This window comes from Sorangium sp. So ce1335 (assembly GCF_051521615.1).
GTDB lineage: Bacteria > Myxococcota_A > Polyangia > Polyangiales > Polyangiaceae > Sorangium.
In genome coordinates this window covers 1622541-1638551 of record NZ_CP150363.1, presented here as the reverse complement: position 1 = coordinate 1638551, position 16011 = coordinate 1622541, and the positions used below count along the sequence as shown (strand labels likewise).

The following is a 16011-nucleotide window of genomic DNA, read 5'->3' as shown; positions in this document are numbered from 1 at the left end:
AGGGGCCGCCCATGGCCAACCGAAAGAAGATCGCCCTCATTGGCGCCGGGAACATCGGCGGGGAGCTCGCGGCCCTCATCGCGCGCAAGGAGCTCGGGGACGTCGTGCTGTTCGACATCCCCCAGAAGACCGACTTCGCGAAAGGCAAGGCGCTCGACCTCGAGCAGAACGGCGCCGTGCTCGGCTACGACGCCTCCATCAAGGGGACCTCGAGCTGGGCCGACTGCGCCGGCGCCGACGTCCTCATCGTCACGGCCGGCATCCCGCGCAAGCCGGGCCAGAGCCGCGACGACCTCGTCGCGACGAACCTGCCGATCATCCGCAGCGTGGCGGACGGGGCCAAGGAGCACTGCCCCAACGCGCTCGTGATCGTCATCTCGAACCCGATCGACGCGATGGTGTACGAGTTCAAGCGCCGCACGGGCTTCCCGCGCGAGCGCGTGCTCGGCATGGCGGGCGTGCTCGACAGCGCGCGCTTCCAGCTCTTCCTCGCGCGCGAGGCGAACGTGTCCGTGAAGGACGTGCGCGCGATGGTGCTCGGCGGCCACGGCGACGACATGGTGCCGGTCCCGTCGGCGTGCACGATCAACGGCGTGCGCGCGACCGAGCTCATCAGCAAGGAGAAGCTCGACGCGCTCATCGCGCGGACCCGCAAGGGCGGCGGCGAGATCGTGCAGCTCATGGGGACGAGCGCCTACTACGCGCCGGCCTCGAGCGCCGTCGTGATGGCCGAGAGCTACCTGCTCGACCAGAAGCGGCTGCTCCCCGCCGCCGTCTACCTGGACGGCGAGTACGGCTACAAGGACATCTACATGGGCGTGCCCGTGGTCATCGGCGGCAAGGGCGTCGAGAAGATCGTCGAGCTGCCGCTGACCGCCGAGGAGAAGGAGATGCTCGCGAAGAGCGCGAAGAGCGTTCAGGGCATCACCGACGTGGTCAAGGCCGCGAGCTAGCGCCCGGCCCGGGGTGTTCCCGGGATCATGAAGAGAGAATGAACCACAGAGGGCACAGAGGGCACAGAGGAGAGAGAGGATAAAAACAAGTCTCTCTTCTCTGTCTCTCCTCTGTGCCCTCTGTGCCTCTGTGGTTCGTCTCTCCTCTTCTTCGCCTCATCACAGATCTCGCGCAGCTCACTCCGCTGCTGGAGCCATCGAGAGCTCGGGCGGTGAGTCGCCGCCGAGATCGCCGGTGGGCCCGTAGGCCCGCGGCAGATCCATCGGCGCGTCGCCGCCCTCGGCGATGTCGTTGATGCGCTGGCAGATCATGTTCATCATCTGCCAGCCCTCGGTGAGCGCGCCGCGGAGAGGGGCGACGTCCAGGGCGGGGAAGCTCTTCAGGAGCTCGTACCCCAGCCGGAAATGGTCGGCGTCCACCTGGGCGTGGAGAGAGAAGTAGTCCGTGTCGGGGAAGACCGCCTGCGCCGCGGTGAGGAGGATGTCGGCGCAGCGCTCGATGACGAAGTGGACGAGGACCGTCCGCTCCTCGGTGGACGTCGCGCCCATCCGCTCGATGAACCAGGACGACGCCGCGGCGATGCCACGGTCCCAGGACGGCGAGCTCGACGGGCCGCGCATCCGGGCGAGCCGCCGGTTGTGCCCGACCTCGTCGGCCAGGTGCCGCTCGGCGATCGCGCTGGCCGCGGGGTGCGACTCGAACACGACCCTGGCGCACAGCACCTTCTGGAACGCGTCGGACCAGATCTGGAGCGCGCCGAGCATCCGCCGCTTCACGTCGTCGCCTCGGGCGCGCTCGGACCGGAGGAGCTGCATCAGCGGGCTCCTGGCGAACTCCCGCGCATGGGCCTCGTTCTCCTCGACGAGGCGATCCAGCGCGGCGCCGCTCGGAGGGAGCTCGCCCGGGCCTTCAGGCGCGGGCTTCGCGCAGAGACACGGCGTGTCCCAGCGGGCGCCCTCTCCCTCGAAATGGATGGATATCGCCGAGAGCCCGTCAGGCGCCCCGCCCACGAGGCCGCGCAGACCGCCGGGTGGGACCAGCACGACGTCTCCCGCCTGGATCTCCCGGGGCGATTCGCCGATGACCTCGCCGCGGCCATCCGTGACGACGAGCATTCCTCTCGTCGGGAGCTCACGAGTCCTGAGCGGCTGATCCGGCGAGAGGCGCACCCACCGCAAAGACAGGCGGCAGGCCTCTGGCAGGAACGCCGAGAGCTCCGCGTGCTCCCGGAAATCCTTGAAGAGCCCCAGCAGAGTGCGCTCATCCGTCTTGAGGTGCTCGATCGCAGGGATGTCGGCTGTGTTGATCACGCGCATCTACATCGTCCTCTGGGTCGGCGTTGTGGTGAGGTGACTGTGCACGGCACGACTGGCCGTGTCCAGAAGGCTCACGGGGAATGCACGAGAATGCCAGAGGCCTAGAGAAGGACGAGAGTCTGAGTTTTTCTCCCGGCGCCGCCGCGCGATGGGGCAGAATGCGGCCCGTGAGCCAGCCGCAGCTCGTCCCCACCATCCGGCGCGCCGTCGAGGCCGACCTGCCGGTCGTCATCCACCTCTTCTCGATCCCCGACGAGGGCAACGTGAAGACGGACCACCCCGGTCCGCCGCTCGACCCGCGCTATGGCGAGGCGCTCGCGGCCATCGCCGACGATCCGAACAACGCGCTGCTCGTCGCGGAGGTCGAGGGGCGCGTGGCCGGCGCCTTTCACCTGACCATCATCCAGTACGTGGCCAACCACGGAGGGCGGGTGGCGCAGGTCGAGAACGTTATCGTGGATCCGAGCCTGCGCAGCCGCGGGATCGGCGAGGCGATGATGCGATGGGCCATCGACGAGGCGCGGCGGCGGGGGTGCTTCCGCGTGCAGCTCACCTCGAACAAGGCGCGGCTGCGCGCGCACCGCTTCTACGAGCGCCTGGGCTTCGTGGCGAGCCACCAGGGGATGAAGCTGAAGCTGTAGGCGCAATCCGGGGGCGGTCCGCGCAAGCCGGCGAAGGACGGCGCAACCCTACGCAGACCAGCGCAAGGCAATAGGCAAGCGCCCGCCGCGCTGTGTAGCCTCGGCGCAGGAGGGTCGAGCGTGGCCACTGCGAAGAAGACGACGGCGAAGGGGACGACGAAGACCGCAGGCGCCGTGAAGGCGAAGGCGACGAAGCCCGCGGCCGCGACCAAGGGCGCGAAGCCCGCGGCAGCCACGAAGGGCGCGAAGGCCCCGGCCGCGACCAAGGGCGCGAAGGCCCCGGCCGCGACCAAGGGCGCGAAGGTCGCGGCCGCGACCAAGGGCGCGAAGGCCCCGGCAGCCACGAAGGGCGCGAAGGTCGCGGCCGCGACCAAGGGCGCGGCTGCGACGACCTCGCAGCCGGCCAAGGACGCCGGCGCGGCCAAGGCCCCAAGGGGAGCGGGCGCGAGCGGCGGCGCCGGCGTCTTCGAGGCGCTGCGGACCATCCTGAAGCGGCACGCGCGCGACCTCGTCGTCGTGCACGACACGCCCGACAACTACTACCTCGACACGCGCACGAAAGGGCCGAACGGAAAGCCGCTCTTCTTCGGCGCGGCGCGCGCGGGCCGGGCCTACACGAGCTTCTACCTCATGCCCGTCTACGCGCACCCCGAGCTGCTCGCCGATGCGAGCCCGGAGCTCAAGAAGCGCATGCAGGGCAAGTCGTGCTTCAACTTCAAGGCGAGCGAGCCAGCGCTCCTCGCCGAGCTCGAGGCGCTCACCGGTCGCTGCTTCGCGCGGTGGAAGGCCAGCGGCCAGATCTGAGCGGGGACGCCGCGCCGGTCGCCGGCGCCTGGTCGTCGCGCGGCGCGCGCCCGCTCAGAGCAGCCGCTCCCCCTCGGGGCCGAGCAGCGACAGCGGGAACACCGGCGCCCCGGCCAGGACGTCGCGGCAGAGCGGCGCGACGTCGGGGCCGCGCAGCGGCAGGGCCCTGAGCTCCTTCAGCGTGACCCAGCGCGCCTCGAGCGAGTGCTCGTCCGGCTCGCTCTTCGGCGGCGCGTCGCCGGCGGGGCGCGCGAGGAAGATCACCCGCAAGCGCGCCTGCAGCGAGGTCGGGCTGTGCTCGATGCGCAGGATGCCCTGGAGCTCCACGGGGACGCCCGTCTCCTCCAGCGCCTCGCGGCACGCCGCCGCCGCGAACGTCTCGCCGGGCTCGACCCGACCCGCGGGCAGGTACCAGAGCTGGTCGTGCTTGCGCTCGTGCACGAGGAGGAAGCGGTCGCCGAGCCTCACCAGCACAACGGCGAAGCACCAGGTCGGGATGGGAGAGCGGGACATGTCGGATCCGGCCGACAGCTTACCCTGGAGCGCGCGGAAGGGCGCGCCGGGCGCGCGCGGTGGGCGCGCGTCCGGATCGGCAGGCGCAGCGCGGCGCCTCCGGTGAGATCAGGTGCCGAGCGCGGACGTCACGGGACGGGCGCGACCAGCGAGGAGGCGCTGCTTGAGCCACTCGCGCGCCGGCGCCTCGATGAAGCCGTAGGCCAGGAACGAAGCGGCGACAAGGAAGGCGGTGAAGCCGAAAAAGGCGAGCGCGCTCGGGCTGCGCTCGGCGCGCACCTCCGGGGTGAGCAGGGCCTTGGCGAAGATGTGCCAGAGCGGCACCTGCAGGATGTAGACGGCGTAGCTCGCCTCGCCCAGCCGGATCATGGGCCGCGTGGCGAGGACGCGGCCGAGGGCGCCGCCGCCCTCGGCGAGGCCGAGGATGAGCAGGCCGAAGAGCGGGAACATGACGATCTGCAGCACGTAGCGCGCATCCGTGAGGTGGCCGGCGAAGCTGAACAGGGCGAGGAGCACGACGGACGAGCCGGCAGTGAGCCACGCGCCCCTGCCGCCGCCGAGCGGCGCCCCCCTGGCCCGCCGCGCCAGATGGTACTGGCCGAGGCAGACGCCGAAGGCGAACTCCGGGAGCCGCAGGAGCGGGTTGAAGCCGGCGGTGCGCTCGCCGAGATCTTGCAGGGTGAGCGCGCCGCCGAGGATGCGGACCGTCGTCGCCTCGAGCGGCACGAAGCGCCCGGCGATGAAGAGGGCCAGCGGCGCCGCGATGGCGACGGCGAAGAGGGCCGCGCCGGCGCCGGCGAGCTGCCGCCACGTCGTGCAGCGCAGGCGGCCGACGATCCACGGGAAGGTGAGATAGAAGAAGGCCTCGGCCGAGAGGGACCAGCCCGGCCCGTTCCACGACGAGATGGTGAACGGCGTCCAGGCCTGCAGCATGAGCAGGGCGGGCACGCCCGTCAGCACGGCGCGGATGAGGCCGACGCGCGGGCCGTAGAGCTCGACGAGCTGCGCGAGGTAGCTGGGCACCGTCAGCAGCAGCGCGAACAGGAAGAGCGGGTAGACGCGCGCGAACCGCGCGACGACGAAGCTGCGGCGATCGCCGCGGAGACCGCCGTCGTCGCCAGCGTAGTTGTACGCGAGCACGAAGCCGGAGAGGACGAAGAAGAGGCCCACGCCGATGAAGCCAATGCGCGCGACGCTCTCGGCCACCGCGGACCCGGAGGAGGCGGCCGCCGGCACGCCGAAATGGAACAGGACGACGTGCAGCGCCGCGAGGAAGCGAAGCCCGGTGAGCGCGTCGAGCTGCGGCCGCCGTGAGCCGATCGATGGGCCTGCGGCCGCTGCTTGGTGGATCATGGCGCGGATTCTCGACGGCGAGGCGCTGGGTGGCAAGCCTCGACTGGAGCGCGCCGCGGCGGGAAGCTGCGCGTCGGGCACCGCTCCCGGCCGGCGCCCGCCAAGGGGCCGCGGGCGCAGGCCGCCGCTCCCGCGCGCTACGGTGTTCGCGTCGGCTCCAGCGGGCGAGAGCGAGGATTCCATCGCTGCACATCCAGGAGAGCATCCGTATCGAGGCGCCGATCGAGATCGCATGGACGTGGATGAGCAACCGCGAGCGCCTGATGACGGCGAACGACGTTCACGTCGCGATGCGCTTCAAGACCGACCAGCGCCGGGGCAAGGCGACATGCGTCCTCATCGATCATTCGTTCTTCGGGAGCACCCCGGCGCCGCGCGTCGCGCGGGTGACCCACGACAGGCTGGTCCAGGACGTGTTCGTCTCGAAGGTCCTCCGGCGCGAGTGCACCTACCGCGAGGAGCATATCGAGGAGCTCGCGGCGGGCTGGAGGGCCGGGCGCGCGGCGGCGTAGCGCGGCGCCGCAGCCGGCTCGCCGGCACGCCCCCGGGCGCCTGCCGCGCCCTGCGTCACCGCGTCGCATGCGCCCGGGGCGGTGGCGCGCTACGTTCCCGCCCGCTCGCATGAGATGGTCGCCGCTCCTACCCGCCCTGCCCCTGCTCGTGGCCGCGTGCCAGAGGCCTGCTCCCGCGGACGAGATCGCACTCTCGCCCCAGGCCCAGAAGGGCAAGGCGCTGTTCTCCACCCTCTGCGCGTCCTGCCATGCCCCGTCCACCAAGCTGGTCGGCCCTCCGCTCAGCGAGATGGCGAGCCTGTACGCAACCGATCCCGAGGGCATCGTCCGCTGGGCCGTGACCCCGGGCCGCAAGCGCACCGACGTCCCGCCGATGCCCAGCTTCCGAGGCGTCCGCACGTCGGACCTCGCGGACGTGGCGCAGTACATCATCGAGGCCGGCACCGCGGCCGGGAACGAGAAAAAGAGACCATGATCTATTCCATCGTCCTCGTATTGCACTCGTGGCTGCGCTGGGCCGTCCTGCTGCTCGGGCTGGCGGCGCTCGTGCGGTCGGCCCGGGGCTGGGCCCAGCGCACGCCGCGCACCGCGACCGATCGCAAGCTCGGCGCCGCGTTCGTCGGCTCGCTCGACGCCCAGTTCCTCCTCGGCGTCCTGCTCTACGTCGTGCTCAGCCCGATCACGCCGAGCTCTCTGGCCGCGCTGAAGGCCTCCATGCCCGTCGCCGCGCTGCGCTTCTTCGCCGTCGAGCACGCCTTCGGCATGATCGTGGCGCTCGCGATCGCCCACGTCGCCTCCGCGCGGGCGAAGCGCGCCGCGGACCCCACGACGCAGCACCGGCGCATGGCGCTCGGCGTCCTCTTCGCGTTGCTCGTCGTGCTCGCGGCCATTCCCTGGCCGTTCCTGCCCCACGGTCGCCCGCTGTTCCGGCTGCCCTGAGAGCTCCGCCTGGGCCACATCGTTCGCCGGTTCGCCGGCGATGCGCCGTCCCCGCTTCACGGAGACCGCGCGCGTCCGCTCAGGTCATCATGGCGCGCTGCCGTGCGCGGCGAAGGCGCTTGACGCCTGTGCTCATGGGCGTTCCATGAGTCGATGCAGCTCGTCGCGCATCTCCAACGCTGGTTGCTCCCGTTCGCGATCCTTCTCCCGGCCGTGGCGACCTCAAGTTGCGCCGGTGACGACGGCGGCGCCGCGCCGCCGGAGCTGACCCCGGCCGCGCTGCGCGTGGACGCGCGCGAGCAGGCGTTGCGGCTCCGTGCGCCCTGGGCCCTCGCAGGGTCGCTGATCGCCGGCCGCCACCTGCACACCGCGACGCTGCTGAAGAACGGCAAGGTGCTCGTGACGGGGGGCCGAGGGGCGGACGAGAGCGGCTGGCGTTACTGGGCGAGCACGGAGCTGTACGACCCGGCGACGAGCACCTGGACGGCGGCGAGCCCGATGAGCGCCGTCCGCTTCGAGCACGCCGCGACGTGGCTCCAGAACGGCAAGATCCTGGTCATGGGCGGCCGCGATGAGCACGAGGTCGCGCTGGCGAGCGCGGAGCTGTACGACCCCGCGACGGATACATGGACGGCGGCGAGCCCGATGAACGCCGCCCGTGCCCGCCTCACCGCGACGCAGCTTCCGAGCGGCATGGTCCTGGTGGTGGGCGGCGGCCACGGCACGGAGCTGTACGACCCGGCGACGGACACCTGGACGATCGACCTCGGGACGGGCGTCGCGAACGACCTGCACACCGTGACGGTGCTCCAGGACGGGAGGGTCATGGTGCTGGGCGAGGGCTCCTATCCGCGGCTCTACGATCCGGCGACGAACACCTGGCGGACGGTGTGGCCGCTGAGCGAGACGCGCGAAGGACACGCGGCGACGCTGCTCACGAGCGGCAAGGTCCTGGTGACGGGCGGCATCAACGGGAGAACGGGCCGCTACTTGAGCAGCGCGGCGCTGTACGATCCGGTGGCCAACGCCTGGACGGACGCTGGTTCGATGAGCCATGGCCGCACGTGGCATACGGCCACGCGGCTTCCGGGCGGCAAGGTCCTCGTGGCGGGCAGCTATGACGGCCTCGAAGAGGAGGGCTCCCCGGCCCTGGCGCGCACCGACCTGTACGATCCGGCGACGAACACCTGGACGGGCGCTGGCTCGATGAGCACCACCGCCTACTGGCACACAGCGACGCTGCTCTCGACCGGTCAGGTCCTCGTGGCAGGCGGCAGCAGCTACGAGGCCGTGAGGACATGGCCGACCGCGGAGCTCTATACGCCGACGCCCATGGGCAGCCGCTGAGCCGACAGTGAGCCCATCCGCCGTGAGGGCGAGCGGGTGACCAGCGTCCGGCTCCATCGAGCATTTCGCCTCCTGCCGGAGGACGCCCGCCCATCGACAGAGCACCGCCCGCGCGCTGCCCGCCCCTGCGCCCGGTACGGTTCCAGCCGGCTGCCGGACAGGTTACGGTGCGCCCACCTTCAACGGGAGAATGGCACCGTGAGCGACGTCGACTTCGCTTTTGCCTGGGAGGGCGCTTCGGAGGCAGCCGGGCCCTGGCGACACCTGCAGGTCGTCGAGCTCCGGGGGAGCGAGGCGATCTCGAGCCCGTACCGCTACGAGCTCGTGCTGGCCGTCCACGAGCCGGCGCCCGAGGTGGACCCGGAAGAGCTCATCGGGGCCCGCGCGACCCTGCGCGTGACGACGCGCTCCGAGCCGGCCTACCGCGCGGTGCACGGGATCATCACCGAGGCGGAAGAGCTCGGACCGATCCACGACGTGGATTCGCTCGGCGACGAGGGGGCTGAGGCATGGATGTCACGCTACAGCCGCCTGTTCGATGGTACCCCGGACCACGGGCTGGAGTACATCACAAGAGGCACCAACCTGGGGACGGAGCACTACTTCGCCACGTCCGTCGACCACCTCCTGAGGTGGCACTGAGTCATCATGGAAAGCACCTTCAGTTACCGCGTGATCAAATCGTCCTGGGGTATCCGGATCGACCTGACTGCCGACGTTGCTCGTCTGGAGGGGGTCGCCGACAGTGCCATCGAGATCGCGCCAGGCCTTTGGTTCGTGAACGAGGACGCGCACCTCGACCGAGACGAGGAAGAGTTCCTGAAACGCGGCGTGCAGCTTGTCGCCGCCGACATCCTCAGCAGCAGCGCCTTTACCGCACCGTCCTTGGTCCGGGTCACCAGAGTGTGGTTCGTCCCTACAGATTACCAGCCTGAAGGGCTGACCTGCGCGATGGCCGCCTGGGCGGCGGAGAGATTCGGATTCTCCATCCCAAAGATCGACGTGCGGTTCTCTCGCCAGGAGAATCGTTGCATCTTCAACTTTGAGCGACCTGGAGAGCCTCCGTCTAGCTGAGCCACGGAGAGCCGACCTGGTGGCGGTGTACTCTCTCATGCGCGCTCGCCGGCATGTTCCGGCGCTCGCGTGAACACGGTCTATCATCCCGACGGCCGCATCGTGGACGGCAGGATCACGTGCTGATGCCGGAGAAGGTCCCATGAAGGTTCGGTGTTACGTGAACGGGACCCCCGCGGACCCGAGATCGCTCACCCGCCGCTCGATGAACTTCGGCCAGGGCTGCCCCGGTCTCCCGGCGCACGCTTGCCGGATCGAGGCCGAGACCGGCGAGCTCCTCGCGGCGAGCCAGGGCCACTTCCACCAGCTCCGGACGGAGCTCATCGAGGACCTCCCCCACGACGCCGAGTCGGACGAGGTCCGCGCTCGCCAGGCGCTCGGCTGGCCGTCGCAGGAAGCGCTGCTGTGCCTCGACGAAGGGCTCCTCGCGCGCGTCCTGTCGACATACCTGATCCTGGAAGTGCTCGACGTCCTGCTCCCCCACCGCGTCGAGGAGCTCATCGCGCCGGCCTATTCCATCGACAGCGTGTCGGTGTTGCACATCGACCCGGCGACCCTGCGCATCGAGGGGATAGCCTACCCGCTAGGCCCTCAAGCGTGAGGGGACCGCGCTCGACCTGAGGAACGCGATCAAGGCAGAGGAGGTCCTCATCAAGGGCGGTATCGATCCATCGGCCATCAAGGTGATCAAGAAATTCTGGGACTGAGCGACCGCCGTCGCGCGGCGGCGCGCCGCTCACGGCTGGAGGGCGAGACGATGAAGTACAGGCTTGGATCGCTGGATCGGTTCGACGCCCCGCGGTGGGAGCGGCTCAGCCGGAGCGACGCGGCGGCGCTCGTCGGCTTCCTTTGCGGGAGGAGCGTGGCGGCGGAGCAGCCGCTCGCTCGATCGACGAGCGCTCGAGGCATGATGATGGCGCTGTTCTGCGCTGGTGCGCCGTGGGACGAGATCGCGAAAGCCGCGGATGAGTTCATCAACGAGACCGTCGCCGTCCCGCGCGACGCAGAGAGGGCGATCGTGCGGGCGATCAACCTTACCGAGTGCATGCAAGCCCAGCTCGTCTTCCCGGACGACGCCGCGAGGCGAGAGCGGCTCATCGAGGCGGGGTCTGCGTTGCTCGCCGACCAATCCGGGGTCGACGGGCTCCCGGGACACGCGGAGACGCTCGCCGACCTGAAGCTCCACATGGCCGCGGTGGAGGAGCGCCGGGAGGCGCTGCCCGCCCTGGAGGGGCTGGAGCTCGGGGTCGTCTCGCTGCTCGGACCGCTGCACCGCGCCGACGGCGCCGCCTTCGCCAAATCCATCGATATGCTCGTGCGGGACGCGAGGGACCGGGGCACGCGCTGCGCTCGCCCGGGCAGCGCCCTGTTCGTGCAGCGGGTCCAGGGCTTCCAGGACGTCGGCCTGGGCTTCCTGTTCGCCGGATCGCGCCGGATCGGCGCGGTCTTCGGCCTACGAATGCCGGAGCCGCCCCCTGACACCTTGCCCTTCTATCCGCCGGGCACGCGCGGGGGGTGAGGCCGAGCGCGGGGGCTGCGGGCGACAGCGGGATCGCCCCCCGGCGGTCGCGCGCTCACCACCGCCCCCACGTCACCCCGAGCTTCGTCTCCTCGATCTGCTCCTCGCCGAGCGGCGCGATCAGCCTCACCGCCCCGCACCACGCGAGCGATACCGTCCGCGTCTCCGCGTCGATCCGCACCGTCTGCAGCACCGGCTCCGGCGTGAAGACCTTCGGCGACCCCGGCGGCCGCACCGTCATCTCCGGCGCCTCCCCCGGCAGCGCGAGCTGCACCTCCGGCTGCCCCTGCACGAGGTACTTCAGGATCATGAGCTCGTCCCCGCGCAGCCGCTCCGTGGCCAGCCCCGGCGCCGCGCCCTGGGCGAACCGCGGCAGCACCTCGTTCTTCCGGAACGGCCCCCCGAGGTCCTCCCCGTCCGCGAACGCCATCTCCCGGATCGGCTTCGCCGGCGGATCGTGCTCCAGGAACGCCCCGAGCCCCCGCATGATCCGCGGGTACCACGTGTGCGCCATCCAGCCGAGCCCGCCCGAGGCCGGCGCGTCGAGCCAGGCCCGCGGCGCCTGCACGAAGAAGCGCGGCGCCGTGAGCGGATCCCCCGGATCCTCGATCTGCGGCAGGAGCTCGCCGTCCGCGCGGTCCCGGTCCACGTCGAGGAAGTAGCCGCGCCCGACCTTGTTGCGCGGGTACGCGAACACGCCCTCGTCCCGCGGCGACGGCTCCACCCGTCGCCCGTTCCGCCGCAGCGGCGGATCGAGCTCGTCGTGCGCGTACGCGTCGTAACCGCCGTAGGCCAGGTCCCACGAGAGCGGCACGCTCTCGAACGGCGCCGGATCCGGGAACCGCACCTGCCCCTCGAGCGTCACCTCCACCCGGCGCTCGCCGAGCACCCGCAGCACGCGCGCGCTCCGGCCCACCGCCACGCCGACCATCAGCTCGCGCACCCTGCCCGGCGCGTGCGCCCGGCCCGTCACCACCACGTCGGTGGCCGGCTTCGGCGGGAACAGGTCCATGTCGTCGCGCAGCGCGCGGTAGCGGCCGTGCTCGTCGGTCTCGATGTCGGGCTCGAACACGACCGGCGCCTGCTCGTCCGCGAGCGTCACCCGGCCGCCCGCGAAGGCGTAGGTGCGCTTGGCCGCGCAGACCAGCCACAGCTTGCCGTCATGGCTCTTCGCGCAGCGGACGGTCTGGGTCACACGCGGGGAGGCCTCCACTGCGCTCATCGGGCTCCTTGCAGCTCGCGTTCGACGGGTATCCCTGCCCCCGCGCGCGCGCAAGGGCGAGGGCCGGCGCGCCGTGTGCGCACCGCGCGCCCATGATGCGGTCGTCCCGCCATCCCGTCCGTCGTCCCCTCGTGCCCTCGTCCGTGCCTCATCCGTCGCTCATGCGTCCCTCATCCGTCCCTCGTCCGATTGCGCGCGTCGCCCGGCCCTGCGCTACGCTGCGGCCGTGACGGAGCCCTCCGCCCCTCTGCCGCCCCAGGATCCCCCGCCGCAGGCCGCCGCTGACGCCCTGGCGCCTGCGCCCGGCGCGGCGCTCGCGGCGCCAGGGCAAGGGGCGCGGGGCGCCCGGGTGGTGCCGCTCGCCTCCGGCCGATCCATCGAGATCGCCGACGAGGGCGCCGAGGAGCGGATCCAGATCCGCGCCGCGGCGGGGCAGCTCCTCGTGTCGATCCGGCTGACCGACGAGGGCCCGGTGCTCTCGCTCTCGGGCGCGTCGATCGAGCTCGCTGCCGCGAAGACGCTCTCTCTCTCGTGCGACACGCTGCGCATCCAGGCGGCGCAGGACGCCGCCGTCGAGGTGGGCGGCAGCCTGCACGAGCGGGTGCGCGGGAGCGTGGTGCGCGAGGCCGGCAGGAGCGCGCGCACGACGGCCCGCGAGGTGAAGGTCGAAGCGTCGCCCGGCGGCGTGGAGATCCGGGCCAACGACGACGTCGACATCGTCGGCGAGCGGGTGCGGCTCAACTCCGAGGATCCGCCGATGCCGCTGTCCTGGGAGGAGTTCCGCGCGCGGCAGGCGCTCGCCGGCCGCCCCGTCCAGCCCTCCGCGCTGGCCGCCGGCGACGACGCCGCGCCGGGAGCGCCGGACGAGCGCGCGCCCCGCGCCGGGTGAGCGCCGCGCTCACTCGGCCCGCAGCGTCTCCAGCAGCGCCATGAGCTCGGCGGAGAGCGCGGGCTGGCTGGCGGCCTTCCTCGTCCATACCCGCACGATCGGCATCAGCGCCGCGCGCTGGATCGCGAGCGCGTCGAGGACCTCGCCGGCCGCCCCGCGCTCGAGCCCCACGGCGATGCGCGCGTAGTCCGGCAGGGTGATCGGCCCGCGGAACCCCTCGACCGCCGCGACGTAGGCGGCATCGTGCGCCGCGCGCAGCTTGCCGCCGGCGCGCGCGTCCCTGTCGAGCAGGGCGCGGAAGTGGCGCTCCACGGGGGCCCAGTCGCGCTCGCGGATCCCGTGCGCGCGAAGCACCTCCGCGCGCGGCGCCCGCTGCTCGGCGATCTCGGCGGAGATCGCCGCGAAGCGCTCCACGGTGACGTCCTCCGGCCGCACGGCCGGCTCGGTCGAAGGCGCCGCCTCGACGCGCGGCGCCTCGGCGCGCGACGTTTCGGCGCGCGGCGCCTCGGCGCGCGACGTTTCGGCGCGCGGCGCCTCGGCGCGCCCCTCGGCCGCGTCGCCGGCCGGCCTCGAGAGGAGCTGCCCCAGGAACGGCGGCGGAGGCGGCGTGGCGCGCGGCGAGCGATGCTCCTGAGCGTCCACCGAGGGCTCCGGCGCGGACCCAAGCGCGCTCGCCAGCGCCGCCGGCCGGGGCGGCGCCGGTGCCGCGGCGACGGCTGCCGCGGCGACGGGTGCCGCAGCGACGGCTGCCGCAGCGACGGGTGCCGCGGCGACGGGCGCCGCCTGCCACGGCGGCGCGCCCCCCCAGGCCGGGACCGGGGCCGCCGCGGGCCGCGCCGGCGCGGCCTGAAACGGTAGCGGCTCCGCGGGGACGAGCCCGGCGCCCGAGGTCAACGTGTCCGAGACCGGGATGCCCAGCGCCGCCTTCATCGCCCCCTCCCGCCCCTCGCCCCCGTCGCCGAGGGCGCCCGCCGGCGGCTCCGAGGGCGCGACGAACGGCAGCGCGCCCGAGGGCTCGGCGGCGCGCAGCACGGGGGCAAGCGTTGTCGCCGGCTCCGCCGCGGGGGCGCCGCTCCCCGGCTGCAGGTCCACGGTCTGCCCCAGCGCCGACACGCCGGCGCGGACCGCCAGCGCCCCCTGCGGGAGCAGCGTGTCCGCCACGTCCTGCTCCGCGTGCGGCCGCTCCGCGGTCACCACCACCGTGACGTCCTCGCCGAGGTCCCCGAGCGGCACCGCCCCCCGCCACGTCAGCGTGCAGATCCCGCGATCCGCGTCGATCCACAGCGTGTCGCAGCGCAGGCGCATCTCCTGCGGCCCCGCGTCGCGCTGGAGCAGCCTCGCGTGCGGGATCACCCCCTCCAGCACGGTCGAGAGCTGCGGGTACCGCGGGTGCAGGTGGGCGAGGACGATCCGCTCGCCCGCGGGGAGCTGATCGAGCTGCTGGTCCGGCGGCGCCGCGTTGAAGTAGCCGGTGTCGATGTCCTCCGGCAGCGGCCGCTCCGCCCACGTGTCGTGCCCGAACGTGGCGGCGTGCCGGCGCAGCTTCGCCATCCGCTCGGGCCACGACGGCGCGATCGGCCCGAACCCGGCGGGCGGCAGCGGATCCGCGGGGCTGCGGAGCTCCGTGCCCGGCGGCAGCAGGCTCGGCGCCATCCGGAGCCCGCGCGCGTCGGGCGCCGCGTTCGGCGGGACGCCCACCGGGTTCCAGCGATCGGGGCCGCTCGCCGCGCGCTCCCACCGGAGCGCCATCCTCGCGAACGGCGTGGCCGCCGTGATCTGCCCGTTCGCCGTCCACGCGCGGTGCCCGTGCACCTCGACCCGCTTGTCGATCGCGCCGACCGCGAGCCGCGCCACGAGCGAGCTCGTGCGCTCGCCGAGGGGCGCGTGGGCGTGCCCGACGACGAGCACGTCCACGCGGCGCTTGAACGGCGCGAGATCGCTCGCCGCCCGGAGGCTCGCCCGCGGATCGTCGTCCCAGCGGACGTCCTTCTCCCACGGCGCCTCCTGCGAGGCCGCGAGCCGCGAGACCCCCGGCTCGAGCGTGAAGGTCGCCTTGCAGACGACGGTGAGCGCCGCGGCGTCGGGGCGGGGCTGCCAGACGAGGTACGCGACGCGGAGGGGGCAGGCCGAGGAGACGTGCACGCCGCCAAGCTTATCCCGCCCGGCGACGCGCCTCTGCTACTCCTGCCAGAGCACGCCGAGCTCGATCTCCACCGCGTCGAACGGCGCCGCGCGCACGGTGACGTCGCCCTCCCACGCGCCGATGCGCGTGAACTGCCCGGCCTCCATGCGGTAGACCTCGAGGAGCCGGTGCCGCGGGTCGATGAGCCAGTAGTGCGCCACGAGCTCGCGCGCGTAGATCTCCATCTTCTCGCGGCGATCGAGCGCCTCGGTGGACGGCGAGATCACCTCGCACACCCAGTCGGGCGCGAGGAAGATGGCCGCGTTCCGCATCGGGATCTGCGGCATCCGGTCGCGTCGCCACGCCGCGATGTCGGGGATCACGATGTCCGGATCGGTGCCGAGGTGCAGCTCGGGCTCGACGAGCAGCGCCCACCGCCCGGGCCCCTTGATGCCCCGGCGAAACGGCAGGTAGAGCTCGCCGGCGAGGACCGACGTCACGTTGCGGCAGGACAGCGACGGCCGCGGGGTCGCGTGGAGGACGCCGTTCAGGACCTCCGCCACCTGGTTCGGCGGCGTGTCAAGCACATCCTGATAAGTAGCGCGACGAGCGCAGTCGGACATGGTCGGATGTTAGCACGCACGCCGTACGGGGCGGCTCATGGTGCGAAGATCTGTCCCATGTCCCTGAACGATTCGCGCTCCAGCGCATGACCGCTGGGGTCGGCGACGAAGCGCGTCGCCTGCTCGCCCGGCGAGCCGACCTCGCCCGGCTCGCCAACGGAGCGGAGGTGCGGCTCGATCGGG

At 72.4% G+C, this 16011-nt stretch carries 18 protein-coding genes; 12 read left to right on the top strand and 6 right to left on the bottom strand.

The genetic code is table 11. From position 1 onward, the window contains the following. The first annotated feature begins 11 nt into the window (after positions 1-11). On the top strand, positions 12-953 hold the full coding sequence (gene mdh / locus WMF24_RS05975; RefSeq protein WP_437735383.1) for a malate dehydrogenase: 942 nt from the start codon (positions 12-14) through the stop codon (positions 951-953). 177 nt (positions 954-1130) lie between these two features. On the opposite strand, the gene WMF24_RS05970 is transcribed toward mdh, so the two are convergent. Further along, positions 1131-2270 carry a hypothetical protein gene (locus tag WMF24_RS05970; protein ID WP_437735382.1) on the bottom strand — a complete coding sequence of 380 codons (1140 nt, stop codon included), beginning with the start codon at positions 2268-2270 and terminating at the stop codon, positions 1131-1133. Between the two features lie 158 nt (positions 2271-2428). Here WMF24_RS05970 and WMF24_RS05965 point away from each other — a divergent pair, with 158 nt between their 5' ends. Both WMF24_RS05965 and WMF24_RS05960 read left to right on the top strand, forming a co-directional pair. Then, the gene (locus tag WMF24_RS05965; protein WP_437735381.1) at positions 2429-2911 is read left to right on the top strand and encodes a GNAT family N-acetyltransferase; all 483 of its coding nucleotides are present in this window, start codon (positions 2429-2431) and stop codon (positions 2909-2911) included. A gap of 120 nt (positions 2912-3031) precedes the next feature. Continuing rightward, positions 3032-3715, top strand: a complete 684-nt coding sequence (locus tag WMF24_RS05960; RefSeq protein WP_437735380.1) for a hypothetical protein — start codon at positions 3032-3034, stop codon at positions 3713-3715. Between the two features lie 54 nt (positions 3716-3769). On the opposite strand, the gene WMF24_RS05955 is transcribed toward WMF24_RS05960, so the two are convergent. Both WMF24_RS05955 and WMF24_RS05950 read right to left on the bottom strand, forming a co-directional pair. Further along, positions 3770-4228, bottom strand: a complete 459-nt coding sequence (locus WMF24_RS05955) for an NUDIX domain-containing protein (protein ID WP_437735379.1) — start codon at positions 4226-4228, stop codon at positions 3770-3772. Between the two features lie 108 nt (positions 4229-4336). Then, positions 4337-5581 (bottom strand): acyltransferase family protein, encoded by a 1245-nt coding sequence (locus WMF24_RS05950; protein WP_437735378.1) that lies wholly within the window; start codon positions 5579-5581, stop codon positions 4337-4339. 242 nt (positions 5582-5823) lie between these two features. Between WMF24_RS05950 and WMF24_RS05945 the strand changes: the two genes are divergently transcribed. The 8 genes from WMF24_RS05945 to WMF24_RS05910 all read left to right on the top strand — a co-directional run bounded on the left by WMF24_RS05945 (position 5824) and on the right by WMF24_RS05910 (position 10972). After that, positions 5824-6093 carry a hypothetical protein gene (locus WMF24_RS05945; protein ID WP_437735377.1) on the top strand — a complete coding sequence of 90 codons (270 nt, stop codon included), beginning with the start codon at positions 5824-5826 and terminating at the stop codon, positions 6091-6093. A 109-nt stretch (positions 6094-6202) separates the two neighbouring features. Beyond that, positions 6203-6568, top strand: coding sequence for a c-type cytochrome (locus WMF24_RS05940; RefSeq protein ID WP_437735376.1), 366 nt, complete (start codon positions 6203-6205; stop codon positions 6566-6568). Further along, the gene (locus WMF24_RS05935; RefSeq protein WP_437735375.1) at positions 6565-7032 is read left to right on the top strand and encodes a hypothetical protein; all 468 of its coding nucleotides are present in this window, start codon (positions 6565-6567) and stop codon (positions 7030-7032) included. Before WMF24_RS05940 ends, WMF24_RS05935 begins: the two co-directional genes overlap by 4 nt. A 213-nt stretch (positions 7033-7245) precedes the next feature. Continuing rightward, the gene (locus WMF24_RS05930; RefSeq protein WP_437735374.1) at positions 7246-8379 is read left to right on the top strand and encodes a Kelch repeat-containing protein; all 1134 of its coding nucleotides are present in this window, start codon (positions 7246-7248) and stop codon (positions 8377-8379) included. Between the two features lie 198 nt (positions 8380-8577). Beyond that, positions 8578-9021, top strand: a complete 444-nt coding sequence (locus WMF24_RS05925) for a contractile injection system protein, VgrG/Pvc8 family (RefSeq protein ID WP_437735373.1) — start codon at positions 8578-8580, stop codon at positions 9019-9021. 6 nt (positions 9022-9027) lie between these two features. Continuing rightward, positions 9028-9453 (top strand): hypothetical protein, encoded by a 426-nt coding sequence (locus tag WMF24_RS05920; RefSeq protein WP_437735372.1) that lies wholly within the window; start codon positions 9028-9030, stop codon positions 9451-9453. Positions 9454-9595: 142 nt separating this feature from the next. Beyond that, the gene (locus WMF24_RS05915) at positions 9596-10054 is read left to right on the top strand and encodes a hypothetical protein (RefSeq protein WP_437735371.1); all 459 of its coding nucleotides are present in this window, start codon (positions 9596-9598) and stop codon (positions 10052-10054) included. 156 nt (positions 10055-10210) lie between these two features. Beyond that, the gene (locus WMF24_RS05910; protein ID WP_437735370.1) at positions 10211-10972 is read left to right on the top strand and encodes a hypothetical protein; all 762 of its coding nucleotides are present in this window, start codon (positions 10211-10213) and stop codon (positions 10970-10972) included. A 55-nt stretch (positions 10973-11027) separates the two neighbouring features. Here the strand turns inward: WMF24_RS05910 and WMF24_RS05905 are convergent, their stop codons facing one another. Next, a complete protein-coding gene (locus WMF24_RS05905) occupies positions 11028-12194 on the bottom strand; it encodes a DUF2169 domain-containing protein (protein ID WP_437735369.1) in 1167 nt (388 codons plus the stop codon). Between the two features lie 226 nt (positions 12195-12420). Between WMF24_RS05905 and WMF24_RS05900 the strand changes: the two genes are divergently transcribed. Then, complete coding sequence (locus WMF24_RS05900; RefSeq protein WP_437735368.1) at positions 12421-13083, top strand: hypothetical protein; 663 nt, start codon at positions 12421-12423, stop codon at positions 13081-13083. 9 nt (positions 13084-13092) lie between these two features. Here the strand turns inward: WMF24_RS05900 and WMF24_RS05895 are convergent, their stop codons facing one another. Together WMF24_RS05895 and WMF24_RS05890 are read right to left on the bottom strand one after the other, a co-directional pair. Next, complete coding sequence (locus tag WMF24_RS05895) at positions 13093-15225, bottom strand: DUF2169 domain-containing protein (protein WP_437735367.1); 2133 nt, start codon at positions 15223-15225, stop codon at positions 13093-13095. Between the two features lie 36 nt (positions 15226-15261). Next, the gene (locus WMF24_RS05890) at positions 15262-15792 is read right to left on the bottom strand and encodes a Uma2 family endonuclease (protein ID WP_437735366.1); all 531 of its coding nucleotides are present in this window, start codon (positions 15790-15792) and stop codon (positions 15262-15264) included. Positions 15793-16011 lie beyond the last annotated feature (219 nt).